The 20,927-nt window shown below is 62.3% G+C and carries 31 protein-coding genes; all 31 read left to right on the plus strand.

Annotated elements, in window-relative coordinates:
• Window positions 1–45 precede the first annotated feature (45 nt).
• The 31 genes from rplC (at window position 46) to FJ967_RS02620 (ending at window position 20,880) form a co-directional block, all read left to right on the plus strand.
• Complete coding sequence (gene rplC / locus FJ967_RS02470; protein ID WP_140730111.1) at window positions 46–759, plus strand: 50S ribosomal protein L3; 714 nt, start codon at window positions 46–48, stop codon at window positions 757–759.
• The gene (gene rplD / locus FJ967_RS02475) at window positions 759–1,379 is read left to right on the plus strand and encodes a 50S ribosomal protein L4 (protein WP_140730112.1); all 621 of its coding nucleotides are present in this window, start codon (window positions 759–761) and stop codon (window positions 1,377–1,379) included. The genes rplC and rplD overlap by 1 nt, the downstream gene beginning before the upstream one ends.
• Entirely contained in the window at window positions 1,376–1,669 is a 294-nt protein-coding gene (locus tag FJ967_RS02480; RefSeq protein ID WP_006205465.1) for a 50S ribosomal protein L23, read from the plus strand. The genes rplD and FJ967_RS02480 overlap by 4 nt, the downstream gene beginning before the upstream one ends.
• A gap of 22 nt (window positions 1,670–1,691) precedes the next feature.
• Complete coding sequence (rplB, locus tag FJ967_RS02485; RefSeq protein ID WP_140730113.1) at window positions 1,692–2,525, plus strand: 50S ribosomal protein L2; 834 nt, start codon at window positions 1,692–1,694, stop codon at window positions 2,523–2,525.
• A gap of 16 nt (window positions 2,526–2,541) precedes the next feature.
• Window positions 2,542–2,820: a 30S ribosomal protein S19 gene (gene rpsS / locus FJ967_RS02490; protein WP_015317982.1), complete on the plus strand. Its 279-nt coding sequence runs from the start codon at window positions 2,542–2,544 to the stop codon at window positions 2,818–2,820.
• Window positions 2,821–2,822: 2 nt separating this feature from the next.
• Window positions 2,823–3,212, plus strand: coding sequence for a 50S ribosomal protein L22 (rplV, locus tag FJ967_RS02495; RefSeq protein ID WP_010909277.1), 390 nt, complete (start codon window positions 2,823–2,825; stop codon window positions 3,210–3,212).
• Window positions 3,212–3,943, plus strand: coding sequence for a 30S ribosomal protein S3 (rpsC, locus tag FJ967_RS02500; RefSeq protein ID WP_140730114.1), 732 nt, complete (start codon window positions 3,212–3,214; stop codon window positions 3,941–3,943). The genes rplV and rpsC overlap by 1 nt, the downstream gene beginning before the upstream one ends.
• A gap of 27 nt (window positions 3,944–3,970) precedes the next feature.
• A complete protein-coding gene (gene rplP / locus FJ967_RS02505) occupies window positions 3,971–4,384 on the plus strand; it encodes a 50S ribosomal protein L16 (RefSeq protein WP_010909279.1) in 414 nt (137 codons plus the stop codon).
• 14 nt (window positions 4,385–4,398) lie between these two features.
• On the plus strand, window positions 4,399–4,599 hold the full coding sequence (gene rpmC / locus FJ967_RS02510; protein ID WP_140701052.1) for a 50S ribosomal protein L29: 201 nt from the start codon (window positions 4,399–4,401) through the stop codon (window positions 4,597–4,599).
• Between the two features lie 4 nt (window positions 4,600–4,603).
• Window positions 4,604–4,843, plus strand: a complete 240-nt coding sequence (gene rpsQ / locus FJ967_RS02515; protein ID WP_027170362.1) for a 30S ribosomal protein S17 — start codon at window positions 4,604–4,606, stop codon at window positions 4,841–4,843.
• Between the two features lie 84 nt (window positions 4,844–4,927).
• Window positions 4,928–5,296 (plus strand): 50S ribosomal protein L14, encoded by a 369-nt coding sequence (gene rplN / locus FJ967_RS02520; protein WP_006205457.1) that lies wholly within the window; start codon window positions 4,928–4,930, stop codon window positions 5,294–5,296.
• Between the two features lie 12 nt (window positions 5,297–5,308).
• Window positions 5,309–5,623 (plus strand): 50S ribosomal protein L24, encoded by a 315-nt coding sequence (gene rplX, locus FJ967_RS02525; protein WP_137934270.1) that lies wholly within the window; start codon window positions 5,309–5,311, stop codon window positions 5,621–5,623.
• Window positions 5,616–6,194, plus strand: a complete 579-nt coding sequence (gene rplE / locus FJ967_RS02530) for a 50S ribosomal protein L5 (RefSeq protein ID WP_140701054.1) — start codon at window positions 5,616–5,618, stop codon at window positions 6,192–6,194. Before rplX ends, rplE begins: the two co-directional genes overlap by 8 nt.
• A gap of 27 nt (window positions 6,195–6,221) precedes the next feature.
• The gene (gene rpsN / locus FJ967_RS02535) at window positions 6,222–6,527 is read left to right on the plus strand and encodes a 30S ribosomal protein S14 (protein WP_010909282.1); all 306 of its coding nucleotides are present in this window, start codon (window positions 6,222–6,224) and stop codon (window positions 6,525–6,527) included.
• Window positions 6,528–6,540: 13 nt separating this feature from the next.
• The gene (rpsH, locus tag FJ967_RS02540; protein ID WP_006205453.1) at window positions 6,541–6,939 is read left to right on the plus strand and encodes a 30S ribosomal protein S8; all 399 of its coding nucleotides are present in this window, start codon (window positions 6,541–6,543) and stop codon (window positions 6,937–6,939) included.
• Window positions 6,940–7,027: 88 nt separating this feature from the next.
• Window positions 7,028–7,561 carry a 50S ribosomal protein L6 gene (rplF, locus tag FJ967_RS02545; protein ID WP_140730115.1) on the plus strand — a complete coding sequence of 178 codons (534 nt, stop codon included), beginning with the start codon at window positions 7,028–7,030 and terminating at the stop codon, window positions 7,559–7,561.
• 140 nt (window positions 7,562–7,701) lie between these two features.
• Window positions 7,702–8,061: a 50S ribosomal protein L18 gene (gene rplR, locus FJ967_RS02550; protein ID WP_140730116.1), complete on the plus strand. Its 360-nt coding sequence runs from the start codon at window positions 7,702–7,704 to the stop codon at window positions 8,059–8,061.
• 77 nt (window positions 8,062–8,138) lie between these two features.
• The gene (gene rpsE, locus FJ967_RS02555) at window positions 8,139–8,708 is read left to right on the plus strand and encodes a 30S ribosomal protein S5 (protein WP_140730117.1); all 570 of its coding nucleotides are present in this window, start codon (window positions 8,139–8,141) and stop codon (window positions 8,706–8,708) included.
• 24 nt (window positions 8,709–8,732) lie between these two features.
• Entirely contained in the window at window positions 8,733–8,930 is a 198-nt protein-coding gene (gene rpmD, locus FJ967_RS02560; protein WP_006205449.1) for a 50S ribosomal protein L30, read from the plus strand.
• A 22-nt stretch (window positions 8,931–8,952) separates the two neighbouring features.
• Window positions 8,953–9,426, plus strand: coding sequence for a 50S ribosomal protein L15 (rplO, locus tag FJ967_RS02565; protein WP_140730118.1), 474 nt, complete (start codon window positions 8,953–8,955; stop codon window positions 9,424–9,426).
• A gap of 193 nt (window positions 9,427–9,619) precedes the next feature.
• A complete protein-coding gene (gene secY, locus FJ967_RS02570; protein ID WP_013895692.1) occupies window positions 9,620–10,960 on the plus strand; it encodes a preprotein translocase subunit SecY in 1,341 nt (446 codons plus the stop codon).
• Window positions 10,957–11,553 carry an adenylate kinase gene (locus FJ967_RS02575; RefSeq protein WP_140730119.1) on the plus strand — a complete coding sequence of 199 codons (597 nt, stop codon included), beginning with the start codon at window positions 10,957–10,959 and terminating at the stop codon, window positions 11,551–11,553. The genes secY and FJ967_RS02575 overlap by 4 nt, the downstream gene beginning before the upstream one ends.
• Window positions 11,554–11,770: 217 nt before the next feature.
• On the plus strand, window positions 11,771–12,139 hold the full coding sequence (gene rpsM / locus FJ967_RS02580; protein WP_006205445.1) for a 30S ribosomal protein S13: 369 nt from the start codon (window positions 11,771–11,773) through the stop codon (window positions 12,137–12,139).
• A gap of 140 nt (window positions 12,140–12,279) precedes the next feature.
• Window positions 12,280–12,669, plus strand: coding sequence for a 30S ribosomal protein S11 (rpsK, locus tag FJ967_RS02585; RefSeq protein ID WP_006205444.1), 390 nt, complete (start codon window positions 12,280–12,282; stop codon window positions 12,667–12,669).
• 102 nt (window positions 12,670–12,771) lie between these two features.
• Window positions 12,772–13,782, plus strand: coding sequence for a DNA-directed RNA polymerase subunit alpha (locus FJ967_RS02590; protein ID WP_006205443.1), 1,011 nt, complete (start codon window positions 12,772–12,774; stop codon window positions 13,780–13,782).
• Window positions 13,783–13,885: 103 nt separating this feature from the next.
• On the plus strand, window positions 13,886–14,317 hold the full coding sequence (gene rplQ / locus FJ967_RS02595; RefSeq protein WP_140730120.1) for a 50S ribosomal protein L17: 432 nt from the start codon (window positions 13,886–13,888) through the stop codon (window positions 14,315–14,317).
• A gap of 200 nt (window positions 14,318–14,517) precedes the next feature.
• Entirely contained in the window at window positions 14,518–16,011 is a 1,494-nt protein-coding gene (locus FJ967_RS02600) for a DegQ family serine endoprotease (RefSeq protein ID WP_140730121.1), read from the plus strand.
• 41 nt (window positions 16,012–16,052) lie between these two features.
• The gene (locus FJ967_RS02605) at window positions 16,053–17,360 is read left to right on the plus strand and encodes a replication-associated recombination protein A (RefSeq protein WP_140730122.1); all 1,308 of its coding nucleotides are present in this window, start codon (window positions 16,053–16,055) and stop codon (window positions 17,358–17,360) included.
• A gap of 5 nt (window positions 17,361–17,365) precedes the next feature.
• Window positions 17,366–18,037, plus strand: coding sequence for a DUF930 domain-containing protein (locus FJ967_RS33645; RefSeq protein ID WP_246675146.1), 672 nt, complete (start codon window positions 17,366–17,368; stop codon window positions 18,035–18,037).
• Between the two features lie 157 nt (window positions 18,038–18,194).
• Window positions 18,195–19,025 carry an aspartyl/asparaginyl beta-hydroxylase domain-containing protein gene (locus FJ967_RS02615; RefSeq protein ID WP_140730123.1) on the plus strand — a complete coding sequence of 277 codons (831 nt, stop codon included), beginning with the start codon at window positions 18,195–18,197 and terminating at the stop codon, window positions 19,023–19,025.
• A 199-nt stretch (window positions 19,026–19,224) separates the two neighbouring features.
• Window positions 19,225–20,880, plus strand: coding sequence for a hypothetical protein (locus FJ967_RS02620; RefSeq protein WP_140730124.1), 1,656 nt, complete (start codon window positions 19,225–19,227; stop codon window positions 20,878–20,880).
• Window positions 20,881–20,927 lie beyond the last annotated feature (47 nt).

A 20,927-nucleotide genomic window follows, 5' to 3' on the forward strand; every position in this document is an offset into this window, starting at 1 on the left:
TAAGGGGCGGTGCCCCTGGCCCGGAACTCTAAAGGAATTGAACCGATGCGTTCAGGTGTGATTGCAAAGAAGGTGGGAATGACCCGCATCTATAACGATGCCGGGGAACATGTTCCCGTCACCGTTCTCCAGATGGAGAACTGCCAGGTCGTGGCTCAGCGCACGCAGGAGAAGAATGGCTACACCGCCGTTCAGCTCGGCGTTGGCCTGGCCAAGGTGAAGAACACGTCGAAGGCGATGCGCGGCCATTTCGCGACCGCTTCCGTCGAGCCCAAGGCGAAGCTCGCCGAGTTCCGCGTCTCCGCCGACAATCTGATCGATGTCGGTGCCGAGATCACCGTCGAGCATTTTGTCGCCGGCCAGAAGGTCGATGTCACCGGCACGACGATCGGCAAGGGTTTCCAGGGCGTCATCAAGCGTCACCACATGGGTGGTGGCCGTGCGACCCACGGTAACTCGGTTTCGCACCGCACGCACGGCTCGACCGGCCAGCGCCAGGACCCCGGCAAGGTGTTCAAGGGCAAGAAGATGGCCGGCCATATGGGCGATACCAGGGTCACCACGCAGAACGTCGAGGTCGTTTCGACCGACGCCGATCGCGGCCTGATCCTGATCCGCGGCGCGGTCCCCGGCACCAAGGGCGCCTGGATCCTGGTTCGCGACGCCGCCAAGGTTGCGCTTCCGGCCAATGCGCCGAAGCCCGCCGCGATCCGCGTCGCCACGAAGAATGAGGCTCCGGCCACAGAGGGAGCGGAATAATGGATCTCAAGATCACAACGCTGGGCGGCAAGGACGCCGGCAAGGTGAAACTCTCCGAGGAGATTTTCGGCCTTGATCCGCGCGACGACATCCTGCAGCGCGTCGTGCGCTGGCAGCTCGCCAAGAAGCAGCAGGGCACGCACAAGGCCAAGGGTCGCGCCGAAATCGCGCGCACCGGCGCCAAGATGTACAAGCAGAAGGGTACGGGCCGCGCCCGTCACCATTCGGCACGCGCTCCGCAGTTCCGCGGCGGCGGCAAGGCCCACGGCCCGGTCGTCCGCAGCCACGAGCACGACCTGCCGAAGAAGGTACGCGCGCTCGGCCTGAAGCATGCTCTCTCGGCCAAGGCCAAGAGCGCTTCGATCATCGTCGTCGACGAGCTGAAGCTGACCGAGGCCAAGACCAAGGCGCTGGTCGCGAATTTCGCGACGCTGGGCCTGACCAACGCCCTGGTGATCGGCGGCGCCGAGCTCGACCAGAACTTCAAGCTGGCGGCGACCAACATCCCCAACATCGACGTGCTGCCCATCCAGGGCATCAACGTCTACGACATTCTGCGCCGCGGCACGCTGGTCCTTTCGAAGGCCGCCGTCGAGGCTCTCGAGGAGCGCTTTAAATGACCGACCTTCGTCATTACGACGTGATCGTCAGCCCGGCGATCACCGAAAAGTCGACCATGGCTTCCGAGCAGAACCAGGTCGTCTTCAACGTCGCCAAGAAGGCGTCGAAGCCGGAAATCAAGGCCGCCGTCGAAGCGCTGTTCGGCGTCAAGGTGATGGCCGTGAACACGCTTGTCCGCAAGGGCAAGATCAAGCGCTTCCGCGGCACGATCGGCCGCCAGAGCGACGTCAAGAAGGCGGTAGTGACGCTGGCCGATGGTCAGTCGATCGACGTCGCGACGGGTCTCTGAGCTAGGCCGCGAGGACAGGACAATGGCACTTAAGAAATTCAACCCGGTAACGCCGAGCACCCGCCAGTTGGTCATCGTCGACCGCTCGGGCCTCTACAAGGGCAAGCCCGTCAAGGGCCTGACCGAAGGCCTGACCAAGTCGGGCGGCCGCAACAATTCCGGCCGCATCACTGCCCGCTTCATCGGCGGCGGTCACAAGCGTTCGTACCGCATCATCGACTTCAAGCGCCGCAAGTTCGACGTGGTCGGCACGGTCGAGCGCATCGAGTACGATCCGAACCGCACCGCCTTCATCGCGCTGATCAAGTATGACGATGGCGAGCTGTCCTACATCATCGCCCCGCAGCGTCTTGCCGCCGGCGACAAGATCGTGGCTGGCGAAGCGGTCGACGTGAAGCCGGGCAATGCGATGCCGCTGGCCTCGATGCCGGTCGGCACGATCGTCCACAACATCGAGCTGAAGCCGGGCAAGGGCGGCCAGGTCGCTCGTTCGGCCGGCGGTTACGCCCAGCTCGTCGGTCGCGACCAGGGCATGGCGATCCTGCGCCTCAACTCGGGCGAGCAGCGTGTCGTTCACGGCTCCTGCATGGCCACTGTCGGCGCCGTGTCGAACCCCGACCACGGCAACATCAACGACGGCAAGGCCGGCCGCACGGTCTGGCGCGGCAAGCGCCCGCACAATCGCGGCGTGACCATGAACCCGGTCGACCATCCGCATGGCGGTGGTGAAGGCCGCACCTCCGGTGGCCGTCATCCGGTCAGCCCGTGGGGCAAGCCGACCAAGGGCAAGAAGACGCGGTCCAACAAGGCGACCGACAAGTTCATCCTGCGCTCGCGCCATCAGCGCAAGAGCTAAGAAGAGGTAACGCCAAGTGACTCGTTCTATTTGGAAAGGCCCCTTCATCGACGGCTACCTTCTCAAGAAGGTGGACAAGGTTCGTGAAGGTGGTCGCAATGAGGTGATCAAGATGTGGAGCCGTCGCTCCACCATCCTGCCGCAGTTCGTCGGCCTCACCTTCGGTGTCTACAACGGCCAGAAGCATGTTCCCGTCTCGGTGAACGAGGACATGGTCGGTCATAAGTTCGGTGAATTCGCTCCGACGCGGACCTATTACGGTCACGGCGCGGATAAGAAGGCGAAGAGGAAATAATCATGGGCAAGGCCAAAGCTCCGCGCAGGCTTGCTGACAACGAAGCGCGCGCCGTTCTGCGCACGATCCGTATCAGCCCGCAGAAGCTGAACCTGGTTGCCGCGCTGATCCGCGGCAAGAAGGTCGCGACAGCGCTTTCCGATCTCGAATTCTCGGCCAAGCGGATTTCCGGCACGGTCAAGAAGACGCTGGAATCGGCGATTGCCAACGCGGAAAACAACCACGACCTCGATGTCGATGCGCTGGTGGTGGCGGAAGCCTATGTCGGCAAGTCGATCGTCATGAAGCGCTTCCACGCTCGTGGCCGTGGTCGCGCCAGCCGCATCGAGAAGCCGTTCTCGCACCTCACGATCGTCGTTCGTGAAGTCGAAGAAAAAGGGGAGGCCGCATAATGGGCCAGAAAGTCAATCCGATCGGTCTTCGCCTCGGCATCAACCGCACCTGGGATTCGCGCTGGTTCGCGAACACCGGCGAGTACGGCAAGCTGCTGCATGAGGATATCAAGATCCGCAAGTATCTCGAGAAGGAGCTGAAGCAGGCCGCCATCTCGAAGGTCGTGATCGAGCGCCCGCACAAGAAGTGCCGCGTCACCATCCATGCCGCGCGCCCGGGCCTGATCATCGGCAAGAAGGGCGCCGACATCGAGAAGCTTCGCAAGAAGCTGATGGAGATGACCAAGTCCGAGACGCACCTCAACATCGTCGAAGTGCGCAAGCCGGAAATCGACGCGACCCTGGTCGCCCAGTCGATCGCCCAGCAGCTCGAGCGCCGCATCGCGTTCCGCCGCGCCATGAAGCGCGCCGTCCAGTCGGCGATGCGCCTCGGTGCCGAAGGCATCCGCATCAACTGCTCGGGCCGTCTCGGCGGCGCCGAAATCGCGCGCATGGAATGGTACCGCGAAGGCCGCGTGCCGCTGCACACGCTGCGCGCCGATGTCGACTACGGCACGGCGGAAGCCAACACGGCTTACGGCATCTGCGGCGTCAAGGTCTGGGTGTTCAAGGGCGAGATCCTCGAGCACGACCCGATGGCTTCGGAGCGTCGCGCCACCGAGGGTGATCATTCGCATGGCGGCGGCGGTGGTGGCGAGCGCGAACGCGGTCGTCGTCGCGAGAACGCCTGAGACATTTAGGAATTTGGAGTTAGAACGATGCTGCAGCCAAAGCGCACAAAGTTCCGTAAGCAGTTCAAGGGCCGTATCCATGGTACCGCAAAGGGCGGCACCAACCTGGATTTCGGTGGTTTCGGGCTGAAGGCGCTTGAGCCGAACCGCGTCACCGCGCGTGAGATCGAGGCGGCCCGCCGCGCGATCACCCGCGAGATGAAGCGCGCCGGCCGCGTCTGGATCCGTATTTTCCCGGATCTGCCGGTCACCTCGAAGCCGACCGAAGTCCGCATGGGTAAGGGCAAGGGCGCGGTCGACTACTGGGCGGCGCGCGTCAAGCCGGGCCGCATCATGTTCGAGATCGACGGCGTCAGTGAAGAAACCGCCCGTGAGGCTCTGCGTCTCGGCGCGGCCAAGCTCTCGGTCAGGACGCGCTTCGTACAGCGCATCGCAGAATAAGGACGGGCTGAATCATGAAAGCCGAAGACATCCGGACCAAGACCCAGGACCAGCTGACCGACGACCTGGCCAGCCTGAAGAAAGAGCAGTTCAACCTGCGCTTCCAGAAGGCCACCGGTCAGCTCGAAAAGACCGCGCGCGTGAAGCAGGTCCGCAAGGACATCGCGCGCATCAAGACCATCGCCGCGGAAAAAGCCGCGGCCAAGAAGGGTTAAGACCATGCCAAAGCGCATTCTGCAGGGCACCGTCGTCAGCGACAAGAACGAAAAGACGGTCGTCGTCAAGGTCGAACGGCGCTTCACGCATCCCGTGATGAAGAAGACCGTGCGCATGACCAAGAAGTACAAGGCGCACGACGAGAACAACGCCCACAAGGTCGGCGATCAGGTGTTCATCCAGGAATCGAAGCCGATTTCCAAGGACAAGCGCTGGATCGTCGTTACTTCGGATCAAGCCTGATCCTAGGCGTAAACAAACGAATTTTGGACAGACCGGGGAGGGGCTCAGAGCCCGTCCCGTTAGAAAAGAAGAAGGCGGCCAGTCATGATTCAGATGCAAACAAACCTCGACGTCGCGGATAATTCCGGCGCGCGTCGTGTCATGTGCATCAAGGTGCTGGGCGGCTCGAAGCGGAAATACGCTTCCGTGGGCGACATCATCGTGGTGTCGATCAAGGAAGCCATTCCGCGCGGCCGCGTTAAGAAGGGCGATGTGATGAAGGCGGTCGTGGTTCGCACGGCCAAGGACATTCGCCGCCCGGACGGCAGCGTGATCCGTTTCGACAAGAACGCGGCCGTTCTCGTCGACAACAAGAAAGAGCCGATCGGCACGCGTATCTTCGGACCGGTTCCGCGCGAACTCCGCGCCAAGAACCACATGAAGATCATCTCGCTCGCGCCAGAAGTGCTGTAAGGAGCCGGACCAATGCAGAAGATCAGAAAAGGCGACAAGGTCGTCGTGCTTGCCGGCAAGGACAAGGGCCGTACCGGCGAAGTCCTTTCGGTGCAGCCGAAGGATGACACCGCGCTGGTGCGCGGCGTCAACATGATCCGTCGTCACCAGAAGCAGACCCAGTCCCAAGAGGGCGGGATCATCACCAAGGAAGCGCCGATCAACCTGTCGAACATCGCGCTCGCCGACCCCAAGGATGGCAAGCCGACCCGCGTCGGTTTCATCTTCCAGAAGGACGGCAAGAAAGTGCGTGTCGCCAAGCGCTCGGGAGAAGTCATCAATGGCTAAGGCTGAAACCAAGCAGGCGGCTGCCACCAACGTGCCGCGTCTGAAGAAGGTCTACAACGAGACCATCCGCAAGGCGCTGCAGGAGCAGTTCGGCTACGACAACGACATGCAGGTTCCGCGCCTCGACAAGATCGTGCTGAACATGGGCGTTGGCGAAGCGACCGCCGATTCCAAGAAGCCCTCGGTCGCGGCCGAGGACCTGGCGATGATCGCCGGCCAGAAGGCCGTCGTCACCCGCGCCCGCAATTCGATCGCTGGCTTTAAGGTCCGCGAGAACATGCCGATCGGCGCCAAGGTCACGCTGCGCAAGGAACGCATGTACGAATTCCTCGACCGGCTCGTGAACATCGCGCTGCCGCGCGTTCGCGACTTTCGCGGACTGAACCCGAAGAGCTTTGACGGCCGTGGCAACTACGCCATGGGCATCAAGGAACACATCGTGTTCCCGGAGATCAACTACGACAAGGTTGATCAGGTCTGGGGCATGGACGTCATCGTTTGTACGACGGCGAAGACGGACGACGAAGCCAGGGCTCTGCTCAAGGCTTTCAACTTCCCCTTCCGCCAGTAACGGCAGCGAGAAAAGGAAAAATCTGAAATGGCAAAGACCAGCTCAGTCGAGAAGAACAACAGGCGCCGCAAGCTTGCCGACCAGTACGGTCCCAAGCGCGCTGCCCTGAAGGCGATCATCATGGATCAGTCCAAGCCGATGGAAGAGCGCTTCCGCGCTCAGCTCAAGCTTGCTGCCCTGCCGCGCAACTCGGCCAAGATCCGCATCCGCAACCGCTGCGAAGTCACCGGCCGCCCGCGTGCCTACTATCGCAAGCTCAAAGTATCGCGCATCGCGCTTCGTGATCTCGGCAACAACGGCCAGATCCCGGGCCTGGTCAAGTCGAGCTGGTAAGGAGGACATTGAGATGTCATTGAGCGATCCTCTCGGCGATATGCTGACCCGCATCCGCAACGCCTATGGCCGCAAGAAGTCGAGTGTCTCGACGCCGGCCTCGCGTCTGCGCACCCGCGTCCTCGACGTGCTGAAGGCTGAAGGCTATATCCGCGACTACAGCCAGACCGATTTCGACAACGGCAAGTCCGAGATCGAAATCGAGCTGAAGTATTTCGACGGAGCTCCGGTCGTGCGCGAAATCGCCCGCGTTTCGAAGCCCGGCCGCCGCGTCTACGTTTCGGCCAAGTCGATCCCGCATGTCGCCAACGGCCTCGGCATCGCCATCCTTTCGACACCGAAGGGCGTGATGGCCGACCATGAAGCACGCGAGCAGAACGTCGGCGGCGAGATTCTCTGCCAGATCTTCTGATCTGGCAGCTCACCGCGAATTGGAATCCGGTCTTCGGATCGATCCGAAGACAGAGACCTGAAACAAGAGAAGTGACGAGGACAACACAATGTCTCGTATTGGAAAGAAACCCGTTTCGCTGCCGCAGGGCGTGACCGCGACCGTCAATGGCCAGACCGTGACGGCGAAGGGCCCCAAGGGCGAGCTGAAGTTCGTGGTGAACGACGAAGTGCTGGTCAAGATGGAAGGCAGCGAGATCGCTGTCCAGCCGCGCGACCAGTCTAAGACGGCCCGCTCCAAGTGGGGCATGTCGCGCACGCAGATCGTCAACATCCTGCAGGGCGTGAAGGACGGCTTCGAAAAGAAGCTCGAGATCACCGGCGTCGGCTATCGCGCTGCCTTGCAGGGCAAGAACCTGCAGTTGGCCCTTGGCTTCAGCCATGATGTCGTTTACGAGACGCCGGCCGGCATCACGATCACCGTGCCGAAGCCGACCGAGATCACCGTGGCCGGCATCGACAAGCAGCAGGTCGGCCAGGTTGCCGCCGAGATCCGCGAATACCGCGGTCCCGAGCCTTACAAGGGCAAGGGCGTCCGTTACGCAGGCGAGAAGATCGTCCGTAAGGAAGGCAAGAAGAAGTAGTGAGCTTGGCCCCGAAAAGTTGCAGACTTTTCGGAAAGGACCAAGCCAAAGAAGTGTAACGCCGCGGGGAGCGGTCGCGGGAGGCGCTTTCGCCTACCGCACAGGACGGCCCCCGTTTTTTGAAGGCAAGGAAGACCACTATGGGTACCAAGGAAGCCACTCAGCGCCGTGCGCAGCGCGTCCGCCGCCAGATCAGGAAGGTCGCCGGCGAGCGTCCGCGCCTGTCGGTTCATCGCACGTCGAAGAACATCTACGTCCAGGTCATCGACGACGCCAAGGGCCACACCATCGCCGCCGCCTCGACGCTCGAGAAGGACCTCAAGGGTTCGCTCAAGACCGGCGCCGATACCGCCGCCGCCGCCGCGATCGGCAAGCTGATCGCCGAGCGCGCCACCAAGGCCGGCGTCAAGGAAGTCGTCTTCGACCGTGGCCCGTACATCTATCACGGTCGCGTCAAGGCGCTGGCCGAGGCTGCCCGCGAAGGCGGCTTGAGCTTCTGATTTTTCGCCGCTGACGACCCAAAAGCGGCGTCGGCAATCTTAAACCCGTGCTTCCGGAAAAGAACAAGGAACAGGATATGGCACAGGAACGTAGGGAAGGCGGCCGCGGCCGCGAGCGTGATCGCGAAGAGCGCGATGACGGCATGGTGGACAAGCTCGTCCACATCAATCGCGTCGCCAAGGTCGTCAAGGGTGGCCGTCGCTTCGGCTTCGCCGCGCTCGTCGTCGTCGGCGACCAGAAGGGCCGCGTCGGCTTCGGCCACGGCAAGGCGCGCGAAGTGCCGGAAGCCATCCGCAAGGCGACCGAATCGGCAAAGCGCGACATGATTTTCGTGCCGCTGCGCTCGGGCCGCACGCTGCATCACGACGTCGAAGGACGCTGGGGTGCGGGCCGCGTGCTGCTGCGCGCCGCCAAGCAGGGTACCGGCATCATCGCCGGCGGCCCGATGCGCGCCGTCTTCGAGACGCTCGGCATGCATGACGTGGTCGCCAAGTCGATGGGGTCGTCGAACCCCTACAACATGGTTCGCGCCACCTTCGACGCGCTGAAGAGCCAGATGCATCCCAAGGATGTGGCTGCCGCGCGCGGCATCAAGTATTCGACCCTTCAGGCCCGCCGCGGCACCGCCGTAGCGGCTGAAGAATAGTCGACCTGACCAGGGATTTTGACCATGGCCAAGAAAGCAACCAAGACCATCACCGTTGAGCAGATCGGTTCGCCGATCCGCCGCCCGAAGGAACAGCGCGCGACGCTGGTCGGCCTCGGCCTCAACAAGATGCACAAGCAGCGCACCCTGGAAGATACGCCTTCCGTGCGCGGCATGATCGCTGCCGTTCAGCATCTCGTCCGCGTCGTGGACGAGGGCTGAACAAAAGCGCAGGAGAACTCAGATGAAACTCAACGATCTGCGTGACAACGACGGCGCGACGCATTCCAAGAAGCGTCTCGGCCGTGGCATCGGTTCCGGCTCGGGCAAGACCGCCGGTCGCGGCGTCAAGGGTCAGAAGGCGCGCTCCGGCGTCGCCATCAACGGCTTCGAGGGTGGCCAGATGCCGCTCTACCGTCGCCTGCCCAAGCGCGGCTTCAACAACCTGTTCGCCAAGAGCTTCACCGTCGTGTCGCTGGCCAAGATCCAGGCCGCGGTCGATGCCAAGAAGCTCGACGCCAAGGCGACCGTGACCGCCGAGGCCCTGGTTGCCGCCGGCGTCATCCGCCGCGCCAAGGACGGCGTGCGCGTGCTCTCCGACGGTGACCTGAAGGCCAAGCTTGCCTTCGACGTCGCTGGCGCCTCCAAGGCCGCGATCGAGAAGATCGAAAAGGCCGGCGGTTCGGTCAAGGTGCCGGAAAAGGCAGCCGCCGAGTAACGGCAATTTGAAGCGCGGTCGGCAAGAGTGGCATTCGTTTTTGCTTTCGATCGCGCTTTGATCTGCTCAATTTAGCGGCCGCGTCAACGCGGCCGCTTGCATGTTTACAGCCCGGAGCTTATCTCGTGAGCTTCGGTGAAACGCACCGCCTGACCTCACGGGCCATCAAGCGTTACCAAGCGGAGAATCAGGCATGGCTTCGGCTGCTGAACAACTAGCCTCGAATCTGAATTTCTCGGCCTTCGCCAAGGCGGAGGACCTGAAGAAACGCATCTGGTTCACGATCGGCGCGTTGCTCGTCTATCGTCTCGGCACCTACATTCCGCTTCCCGGCATCAATCCCGACGCTTTCGCCCAGGCCTTCTCCTCGCAGAGCAAGGGCGTGCTTGGCATGTTCAACATGTTCGCCGGCGGCGCCGTGCAGCGCATGGCGATCTTCGCGCTCGGCATCATGCCCTACATCTCCGCCTCCATCATCATGCAGCTGATGACGTCCGTCATCCCCTCGCTGGAGGCGTTGAAGAAGGAAGGCGAGCAGGGCCGCAAGGTCATCAACCAGTACACGCGCTACGGCACGGTGCTTCTGGCGCTTGTGCAGGCCTATGGCATTTCGGTGGGCCTGGAAAACGGCAACGGCATCGTCAGCGATCCCGGCATGTTCTTCCGCATCTCGACCGTCGTCACGCTCGTCGGCGGCACCATGTTCCTGATGTGGCTCGGCGAGCAGATCACCGCGCGCGGCATCGGCAACGGCATCTCGCTGATCATCTTCTCCGGTATCGTCGCGGGCCTGCCGCATGCCATTTCCGGCACGCTGGAACTTGGCCGCACCGGTGCGCTTTCGACCGGCCTGATCCTGGCGATCATCGTTCTGGCCATCGTCGTCATCGCGCTCATCGTTTTCTTCGAGCGCGCCCAGCGCCGGCTGCTGATCCAGTATCCGAAGCGCCAGGTCGGCAACCGCATGTTCCAGGGCGATACCTCGCACCTGCCGCTCAAGCTCAACACGTCGGGCGTCATCCCGCCGATCTTCGCCTCGTCGCTGCTGCTTTTGCCGGCCACCATCGCCGGCTTCTCGCAGACGACCAACATGCCGGCCTGGGCGAGCACCATCCTGGCCTCGCTCGGCCACGGCCAGCCGCTCTACATGGCGTTCTACGCGGCGATGATCGTGTTCTTCGCCTTCTTCTACACTGCGATTGTCTTCAATCCGAAGGACACCGCCGACCAGCTCAAGAAGCATTCGGGCTTCATCCCGGGTTATCGCCCGGGCGAGCGCACCGCCGATTACATCGATTACGTTCTCACCCGCATCACCGTCGTCGGCGCCATCTATCTGGTGCTGGTGTGCCTGCTGCCGGAGTTCCTGATCTCGGCGACTGGCGTACCATTCTACCTTGGTGGCACATCGCTTCTGATCGTGGTCAGTGTCACGCTCGATACAGTCGCGCAGATTCAGGGTCACCTGATCGCGCACCAGTATGAAGGCCTGATCAAGAAGTCGAAGCTGCGCGGGGGGAAGAAAGCCAGATGAGGTTGATTTTGCTTGGGCCGCCAGGAGCGGGCAAGGGGACGCAAGCACAAAGACTGGTAGAAAAACACGGCATACCCCAGCTTTCGACGGGTGACATGCTGCGTGCCGCAGTCCAGGCGGGTACCGAGGTCGGCAAGCGCGCCAAGGCGGTGATGGATGCCGGCGAGCTGGTATCGGATGCCATCGTCAACGCCATCGTCGCCGAGCGTATCGATCAGGCCGACTGCGCCAAGGGGTTCATCCTCGACGGTTACCCGCGCACGTTGGTCCAGGCCGATGCGGTTGAATCGATGCTCTCGGAGCGTGGCATCGGTCTCGATACCGTCATTGAACTCGTCGTCGACGACAGGGCCCTGGTTGGCCGTATCGTCAAGCGCGCCGAGGATGCCAAGGCAGCCGGCCAGCCGGTGCGCAAGGACGACAATCCCGCCGTATTCGAAGAGCGTCTGCGCGAGTACTACAAGAAGACCGCTCCGCTGACCGGCTACTATTACGCCAAGGGCAAGCTCAAGACTGTCGATGGCATGGCCAGCATCGACGCGGTAACGACCGAGATCGAAGCGGTGCTCGCGGCCGCCGCGAAGGCGCGGTAAGGGATTCTAAAGATTAAGCTTGACAGAGGCGGATCGCTGCGGTATGGCGGCCCGTCTCCTATCAGATGCGCACTTTGCTTGTCCGCAAGGGCAAGGCAGTCGCTTTGAACTGGAAACTCCCGCAAGGGCCGGCCTCCACCGGACGCGGGGCAATTTGAACAGCGCCAGGCCTGCCTTGTTTCGAAGGTTGGTCGGCCCAGATGGAGAAGAGAAGAACATGGCTCGTATAGCCGGCGTCAACATTCCGACCAACAAGCGCGTCGTCATCGCGCTTCAGTACATTCACGGCATTGGCAAGAAGTTCGCCCAGGAGATCGTCGACAAGGTCGGCATCCCGGCCGAGCGCCGCGTCAACCAGCTGACCGACGCGGAAGTGCTGCAGATCCGCGAGACGATCGACCGCGACTACCAGGTCGAGGGCGACCTGCGCCGCGAAGTTTCGATGAACATCAAGCGTCTGATGGACCTCGGCTGCTACCGCGGCCTGCGTCACCGTCGCTCGCTGCCGGTTCGCGGCCAGCGCACGCACACCAATGCACGTACCCGCAAGGGCCCGGCCAAGTCGATCGCCGGTAAGAAGAAGTAATTTGGAGTGAGTAGCCGGTAGTGAGTAGTGAGAGGCGACTTCAACGGTTGCGTCTCGTCACTACCCACTAATTCGCCACTCACTTTCTAGGTGGAGCCGCTGGCATTACGGCGGTGTAGAGATCAACTGAAAGGACTACCATGGCCAAGGAAGCCGCACGTGTTCGCCGCCGCGAACGCAAAAACATTTCGTCGGGCGTTGCCCACGTCAATTCGACCTTCAACAACACGATGATCACCATCACCGACGCGCAGGGCAATTCGATCGCCTGGTCGTCGGCCGGAGCCCAGGGCTTCAAGGGCTCGCGCAAGTCGACCCCGTTCGCCGCCCAGATGGCTGCCGAAGACGTCGCCAAGAAGGCCCAGGAACATGGCATGCGCATGCTCGAAGTCGAGGTCTGCGGACCTGGCTCCGGCCGTGAATCGGCGCTGCGCGCCCTGCAGGCGGCCGGCTTCACCATCACCTCGATCCGTGATGTGACGCCGATCCCGCACAATGGCTGCCGCCCGCGCAAGAAGCGCCGCGTCTAACAGTATCGAACGCCGCGCGAACGCCCCAAAAAGCGTTCCTCCACGGTATTCCAGGTCGCCCGCCACGATTGGATGGTGGCGGGTCAACGGAAGGAAAGCATCATGATCCAGAAAAATTGGCAGGAACTGATCAAGCCGAACAAGATCGAGTTCTCGTCGAAGAAGAAGACGCTGACCACGCTGGTCGCCGAGCCGCTTGAGCGCGGCTTTGGTCTGACCCTCGGCAACGCGTTGCGCCGCGTGCTTTTGTCTTCGCTGCGCGGTGCGGCCGTCACCGCCGTGCAGATCGACGGTGTTCTGCATGAGTTCTCGTCCATCGCCGGCGTACGCGAGGACGTGACCGACATCGTCCTCAACATCAAGGAAATCGCCATCCGCATGGAAGGCGATGGCCCCAAGCGCATGGTCGTTCGCAAGCAGGGCCCGGGCGCGGTTCTGGCCGGCGACATCCAGACGGTTGGCGACGTCGAGATCCTCAATCCCGACCACGTCATCTGCACGCTGGACGAAGGCGCTGAAATCCGCATGGAGTTCACCGTCGACACCGGCAAGGGCTACGTGCCGGCCGAGCGCAACCGCGCCGAGGACGCGCCGATCGGGCTTATTCCGGTCGACAGCCTCTATTCGCCGGTCAAGAAGGTCTCCTACAAGGTCGAGAACACCCGCGAGGGCCAGGTTCTCGACTATGACAAGCTGACCATGACCATCGAGACCGACGGTTCGATCTCGGGCGAGGACGCGGTCGCTTTCGCCGCCCGCATCCTGCAGGACCAGCTCGGCCTGTTCGTCAACTTCGACGAGCCGCAGAAGGAAGTCGCGGCGGAAGCCGTCACCGAGCTCGCCTTCAACCCGGCGCTGCTCAAGAAGGTCGACGAACTCGAGCTTTCGGTGCGTTCGGCCAACTGCCTGAAGAACGACAACATCGTCTATATCGGCGATCTCATCCAGAAGACCGAAGCCGAGATGCTGCGCACCCCGAACTTCGGCCGCAAGTCGCTGAACGAGATCAAGGAAGTGCTGGCGGCGATGGGCCTCCATCTCGGCATGGAAGTGCCGGACTGGCCGCCGGAAAATATCGAAGACCTCGCAAAGCGTTACGAAGACCAATATTGAGCATGAATTCCGAGGACCGGCGGCGTGAGCCGCGGGTCCGACGGTCATGCGGAAAACCATCAGAGGCCGTGGCCTCTTGAACAACTGAAGAAGGAAAAGAGCCATGCGCCACGGTTTCAAAGGCCGTCGCTTCGCCCGCAGCGTAAGCCACCGCAAGTCGATGTTCGCCAACCTCGCCGTGTCTCTGCTCGAGCACGAGCAGATCGTCACCACCTTGCCGAAGGCGAAGGACCTGCGTCCGATCGTCGAGAAGCTGGTGACGCTCGGCAAGCGCGGCGACCTGCACGCCCGCCGCCAGGTGATCGCCCAGATCGGCAATGAAGGCGTCGTCAAGCGCCTGTTCGACACCATCGCCCCGCGCTACGCCAACCGCAATGGCGGCTATCTGCGCATCATGAAGGCGGGCTTCCGTCACGGCGACAACGCCGCGATGGCGGTTATCGAGTTCGTCGACCGCGACACCGACGCCAAGGGCGCCGGCGACCGCGCTCGCCTCGAGGCCGAAGGCGCCAACGAGGAAGCCGCGGCCGCATAAGCCGCGATTTTTTCTGAAGAGTTCAAGGGGCCTGCGGGCCCCTTTTTCTTATCTGATGCGGCAGATCGCAAATTTATTTCCGGTGTTTCGGACGCAGCCGGGCAGTTTTCAGCCGAAATATCCGCCCTTCAGCGGCTTAGCCTTTCATTTTGCACAATCGTCGGGACAATGCGCCCGAACTCGCCTTGGAGGATTCGCGAATGCGCGCCAAAAGACTGTCCCTCGTTCTGCTCTGCGCCTTCATGGTGTTCGCAGCCGCGCCGGCAGTCCGGCAGGCGCTGGCCGAAGACGCCGCCAAGCCCGCCGATCCGGGGCTCTCGGACGTGCTGACCGACCTGCTGCACGGCGTTGAAGGCGAGAATGCCACGTCCGGGCCGGACAAGCGCGTGCCGTTCGGCCGCGAGGAAGTCCAGCTGTCCTTCGCCCCGCTGGTCAAGCAGACGGCGCCCGCCGTGGTCAACGTCTATGCCTCGCAGACGGCCAAGGTGACATCGCCCTTCGAGGGCGATCCCTTCTTCGAGGAGTTTTTCGGCCGCGCGCAGCCTCGTGCCCAGTCCTCGCTGGGTTCGGGCGTGCTGGTCGACCCGAGCGGTGTCATCGTCACCAACTTCCACGTCATCAAGGACGCCGACGAGGTCAAGGTGGCGACCGCCGACGGGCGCGAATTCGCCAGCAAGGTGATGCTCAAGGACGAGACGCTCGATCTCGCCGTGCTCAAGATCGAATCCGACAAGCCGTTCCCGGTCATCGCTATCGGTGATTCCGACGCGCTCGAGGTCGGCGATCTGGTGCTGGCGATCGGCAATCCGTTCGGCGTCGGCCAGACCACCACCAGCGGCATCGTTTCGGCCCTTGCGCGCAGCCATATCGGCGTTTCGGATTCGGGCTACTTCATCCAGACCGACGCCGCCATCAATCCCGGCAATTCCGGCGGCGCGCTGATCAACATGGGTGGCCAGCTCGTCGGCATCAACACCGCCATCTACAGCCGCAGCGGCGGATCGATCGGCATTGGTTTCGCCATCCCAGCCAACATGGTGCGGGCGTTCGCCGACGCCGCCAAGGCCGGCCTCGATTTCTTCGAGCGGCCCTATATCGGCGCCGAGTTCGAAGCGGTGACGCCGCAGATCGCCGAGTCGCTCGGCATGGAAAAGCCGACGGGAGCGCTCGTCTCCTCGGTTGAAGCCACAGGCCCTGCCGGCAAGGCCGGGCTGAAGCCCGGCGACGTCGTCCTTCAGGTCAACGGCAAGCCGGTGGAAAGCATCGAGGCGCTCGATTACCGCATGGCGACGCTGTCGATCGGCACCAAGGCCAATTTCGCGATCCTGACCAAGGGACAGCAGGCGGCGATGGACATCGCGCTGGAACGCGCGCCGGAAGGTGCGAAGGCGGCCGAGGTGACGCTGCATGGCCGCAGCCCGTTCTCGGGCGCCAAGGTTTCCGAATTGTCGCCGCGGCTTGCCCAGAAGCTTGGCCTGCGGACCGATCTCAAGGGTGTGACGGTGATCGACATCAATCGCGATTCGCCCGCGGCCGATTTCGGCTTCCAGCCGGGTGACATCGTGCGCGAGGTCAACGGCACCAGCATCGACACCGCCGCGACACTGGCGCAAGTCGCCCAGCAGGACACGCGCTGGTGGCGCTTTACCGTCGAGCGTGGCGGGCAGATACTGCGCCAGGTGTTGCGTTACTGAGTTCGATCTGAAGGGATCGCGCTCCAAACCAAAAGAAGTGCATGGCCGATCTGTTCAGCGTCGATGAACCGGAAAAAGCGCCGCCCGGGCGGCCGCTGGCCGACAGGTTGCGGCCGAAGAATCTTGGCGAGGTCGTCGGCCAGGAGCATCTGACCGGTCCCGATGGCGCGCTGACCCGGCTGATCGGCTCGGGGTCGCTGGGGTCGATGATCTTCTGGGGGCCGCCGGGCACCGGCAAGACCACGGTGGCGCGGCTGCTTGCCGGCGAAACCAGCATGGCCTTCGAGCAGATATCGGCGGTCTTTTCCGGTGTCGCCGACCTCAAGAAAGTATTCGAAGCGGCCAAGCTGCGTCGCGCCAATGGCCGGCAGACGCTGCTCTTCGTCGACGAAATCCATCGCTTCAACCGCGCCCAGCAGGATTCCTTCCTTCCCGTCATGGAGGATGGAACCGTCGTGCTGGTCGGCGCCACGACCGAAAATCCGTCTTTCGAACTCAACGCCGCGCTGTTGTCGCGCGCGCGCGTCATGGTCTTTCATTCGCTTGGCGAGGAGAGCATCGCCAAGCTGATGATGCGGGCGGAGGAGACCGAGGGCAGGGCGCTGCCGCTCGACGACGAGGCGCGCACGATGCTGATCCGCATGAGCGATGGCGACGGACGGGCGTCGTTGACGCTCGCCGAGGAAGTCTGGCGTGCCGCCAAGCCTGGCGAGATATTCGATCCCGAGGGGTTGCAGCGCATCGTCCAGCGTCGCGCACCCATTTACGACAAGGGCCAGGACGGTCACTACAATCTGATCTCGGCGCTGCACAAGTCGGTGCGCGGCTCGGATCCGGATGCCGCGCTCTACTATCTCGCCCGCATGTTCGACGCCGGCGAGGATCCGCTCTATCTCGGCCGTCGGTTGGTACGCATGGCGATGGAGGATATCGGGCTTGCCGACCCGCAGGCACTGGTCGTCGCGAATGCCGCCAAGGACGCCTACGACTATCTCGGCTCCCCGGAGGGTGAGCTCGCCTTTGCCGAGGCCACCGTCTATCTCGCCACCGCGCCGAAATCCAATGCCGTCTATACCGCCTTCAAGGCGGCCACGCAGGCAGCCAAGCAGCACGGCTCGCTGCTGCCGCCAAAGCATATCCTCAACGCGCCGACCAAGCTGATGAAGGAAGAGGACTACGGCGCCGGTTATCGCTACGACCATGATGAGCCGGACGCCTTTTCGGGCCAGGACTATTTTCCGGAGAAAATGGGCCGCCAGATATTCTACGATCCGCCCGAGCGTGGTTTCGAGCGCGATATCAGAAAGCGGCTCGACTACTGGGCGAAGCTGCGCAAAGAGCGGGAATAGCCGGCTTGCGGAGCCCGGTAGCCCTGGCGCTGCGAAACGAGGCCTCGCCCTGGGGCATTTCCACTTCCGTTCTCCTGCACGCGCTGCTTGCCGCCACGGTTATGTTGATACCGGCGCCCAAGCGGCCGGGCCGGCCCGAAGAGGAGCGCGTGTCGGTCGACATCCTGACGCCGCAACAGTTCGAGGCTTCGACAAGGCCGCCTCCGCCGCCCGTCGAGGTGACGGCGCCCGCGCCCATGCCCGCGGCGCCAGCGCCTGCTCCGGTCACCTCCCGGCCTCCCGCCGTGCCCGCGATGATCCGCCCGACCCAGATGCTGTCCGCCAGGACCCTGGCCGATCCGCGCAGCAAACAGGCCCACGCCGATCTCAAGACCTTCGCGTCCGATGAGCGCATGGTGCAGCTGTGCAATCTGGAGGCCATGGACCAGATCCGCCAATGGCGCGCGGATTTCCAACCGGAGCGCGTGGTTCCGTACGCGACCGCCGAGGAAAAGATCGCCGGCACGACGATCGCCGCCGATGGTGCGGCTTTTCGCAGCCGCAAAAACTGGTACAGTCTGAAGTTCAAATGCCAGCTCGCCCATGACGGTGAAAGCGTCATTGGCTTTGAATTCCTGGTCGGCGACCCCGTCGCCAGGGATAAATGGGACGAGCTCGGCCTGCCGGCGGTGCATTGACAGCCAGGCAGGCTCCACCAGGCAGCCAGCCCGGCCAGATGCCATGGCCGTTGTGCGGTGACCCAAAAAACCTTATCAAGGCGCACGGTCGGGCGGTGGCCGTTGCCATGATTTGGGCACCTCATTCGCAACAGGATCGCGCTCCGCGCGTGGAAAAATGACAAAAACCCTTCGCAAATCCCTTCGCAAATTCGCCATTGCCATCCCGCTTCTCGCCCTTGGCTTCTACTTCATCCCGATCCTGACGACGATATTCATCGTCTGTGGCCTGATCGATGTGCTGCGCAACGACAGGAAGGACATGGCGCTGTTCAGTGGCTACTTCCTTGGCAACGGGCTCTTCACCTGGCTGCTCTCGCCCTTCAACCTGCTGGTCGACCTGCTCTGCTACAGAAATCCGGGCGTGTGGAAATTGGAGCAGTTTCCCCAGGACTATCAGCGTGAGGTCAACGAGGTCCTTGATATCTTCAAGGCGCGCAAGGACGAGATCATCGCCGACATCGACGCCAATTTCGGCGCTGGCCGGCGCGGCATGTATGTCTACCAATGGTACGGCAAGCACAAGATCGACAACGTCCCCGAATTCAACAAGGACTTCAAATACATCAAGACGATTGCCGTTTCCGTCTTCAGCAAGCGTGAATCGACCTCCTGGCATTTCGGGCCGCTGCGGCTCAGCCTGCGCATCCTCTACAACCTGATCCCGGTGAAAGCCGAAATCTTCGTCGAATGCGGCAGCGTCAAGAACTACTGGTACGAGAATCCGCAGTTCATTTTCGACGACACGCTGCTGCATCGCTCGGTCAACGAGTATGATGGCCGCCGCTATTGCGTGTTCATGGACATTATCAGGCCGTCTCCGGTGCCGCGCCTGATCGCTGGCATGCTCGCGGTCGTCTCGGTCAGCGTCGAGCGCATCAATTCGATGTTCTACAAGAACTGGAAAATGATCGGCTCCTCCAAGCCCAAGAAAGTCGAAACCACCTGAGCTGAAGATCTGCCGATGCCGCCGGCCGGGCCGGCGGCATCCCGGATTATCTCCGATCCGCTAGCGGCCTCTTCAGGCTCCCGACAATTCACGATAAGAATTAGGTGTCGGGATTCGCATCTGTCGGAACGGCTCTGGCTGCTTCAGACGTTCGATCCCTTCCCCGCAGTTCTGTCTCTTCCTTCCCCGGCGGATCCAGGTGTCAGAGAAGAAAACCTTCGGATTCTGGGCGGCAAACTACCTATGCGGCGTGATGCTGGGCCTCGCCGTCAGCGCTGCCTACATAGGTCTGGAGCAACCCGTCTACTATTGGGATTTCGCGGCCTATTTCAATACGTTCAACCAGCAGGGAGCGCTCCTTGTCGAGGAACCCTTCACCTGGCTGAGTCAACTGGGCACTTCCATCGCCATGCAAGATTATGGTGTGGCGATCCTGGTGCCGTTGATGCCTTTTCAGATCGTCTTCGGCGGATCGAGACTCTCCTTCATCGCCGCGATAGTTTCGGTCTATCTGGTGCCTGTGGCTCTTTTCGTAAGCAGGATAAGCTATCTGGAGGCGGTCTCCAGGGTGCCGTCTCGAGGCTGGCCCGCAGTCTGGATCGCAGCCTTTCTCTACACACCGTTCTGGGCGCCGACCCTGCGTGGGTTGCCCGATATTGCCGGTTGCCTCGTTCTCACCGCCGCAACTTATCTTCTGTGGAAGTCACAATTCCTGACCCGCGAACCGGTGGCGAGCGGAATAGCCGTCGGCGCGAGCCTGTGGTTGGCGTTCATGCTGCGTCGCTGGTATGCCTATGCCGCTATCGGCGTCACTCTTTCCGCGGCAATGCTGGGCTTGCTGCGGATCGCAAGGGACCGGGATCTTCCGGCATTCCGCATGGCGGTGGTGGGTGGCCTGTGTGCGATCTTCGTTATCGGCGCAACCGCATTGAACTTCCAACTGCCGCTGATCGCCAGAGTTCTGGGAACGAACTATGGCGACCTTTACAACGGATACAGGACGAACTTTGTCACCCAGATCGGCGACATGGGAGACCGGCTCAGCTTTCTCAATTGGCTTCTGATCATTGTCGGGCTTTGCATCTCGATTGTTCGCCGCAATGGATTCTCACTGTTGTGCGCTATCGCTTCGGTCCTCACATTCTTGATTTTCACCCGGACACAGGATCCGGACCGCCATCATTCGCTGCCAATTTTCCTATGGCTTTTCCCCGCATACGCCCAGGCTGTCGTCGCCATCGTTTCGGTGCCGGCGCTTAAGTCGCCCTGGCCGACGGGCGGCATCGCGGTTGCCGCCGGACTCGCTTTCCTGGGCACTTTCTTCCCGGCCGGCCGTCAACTCCTGTCGCCGGCCGAATTCGTTTTTGCGCGGCAGGCCACGCTCCCTCTGCATCTCGACAATCTTGCCGAGTATCGCCGCCTGATCGGCGATCTGATCGGCAGACTGGCGCCAGAGGATCGCTTTTCGGTCTTTGCCTCGGGCGGTGTCATGAGCGATGCGCTGTTGCTCGGCATGGATCGACGACTCGCTCCGCATATCGGCTGGATTTGCCAGGTCGACAGTCGTGACCGTTTTCAGCCGGGGGTATTGAAATCCAGGTTTGTCATTGTGACCGACCCGCCGGTTACTCATTTGCAGCCCGGTGCGCAGATTTGCGTCACGATTCCGAACCAGCATATTGTGGAGGGACAAGGCATCGGCGCCGCTTATAAGCGTATTGCGCGGTACCAATTGTCGGGCGGTGTTACCGGCTATCTCTATGAGCAGATGCGCCCTGTGACGCTGCCGGAACTCGATGCGCTATACGGTGAATTCAGGAAGAAGTATCCTGACTGGGCAACACCTGCCTGGTGAATGGCGGGCTGGCTGTTCCGGGAGGATTGATCCCGGGACCGTCTGTT

This window comes from Mesorhizobium sp. B2-3-4 (assembly GCF_006442315.1).
GTDB lineage: Bacteria > Pseudomonadota > Alphaproteobacteria > Rhizobiales > Rhizobiaceae > Mesorhizobium.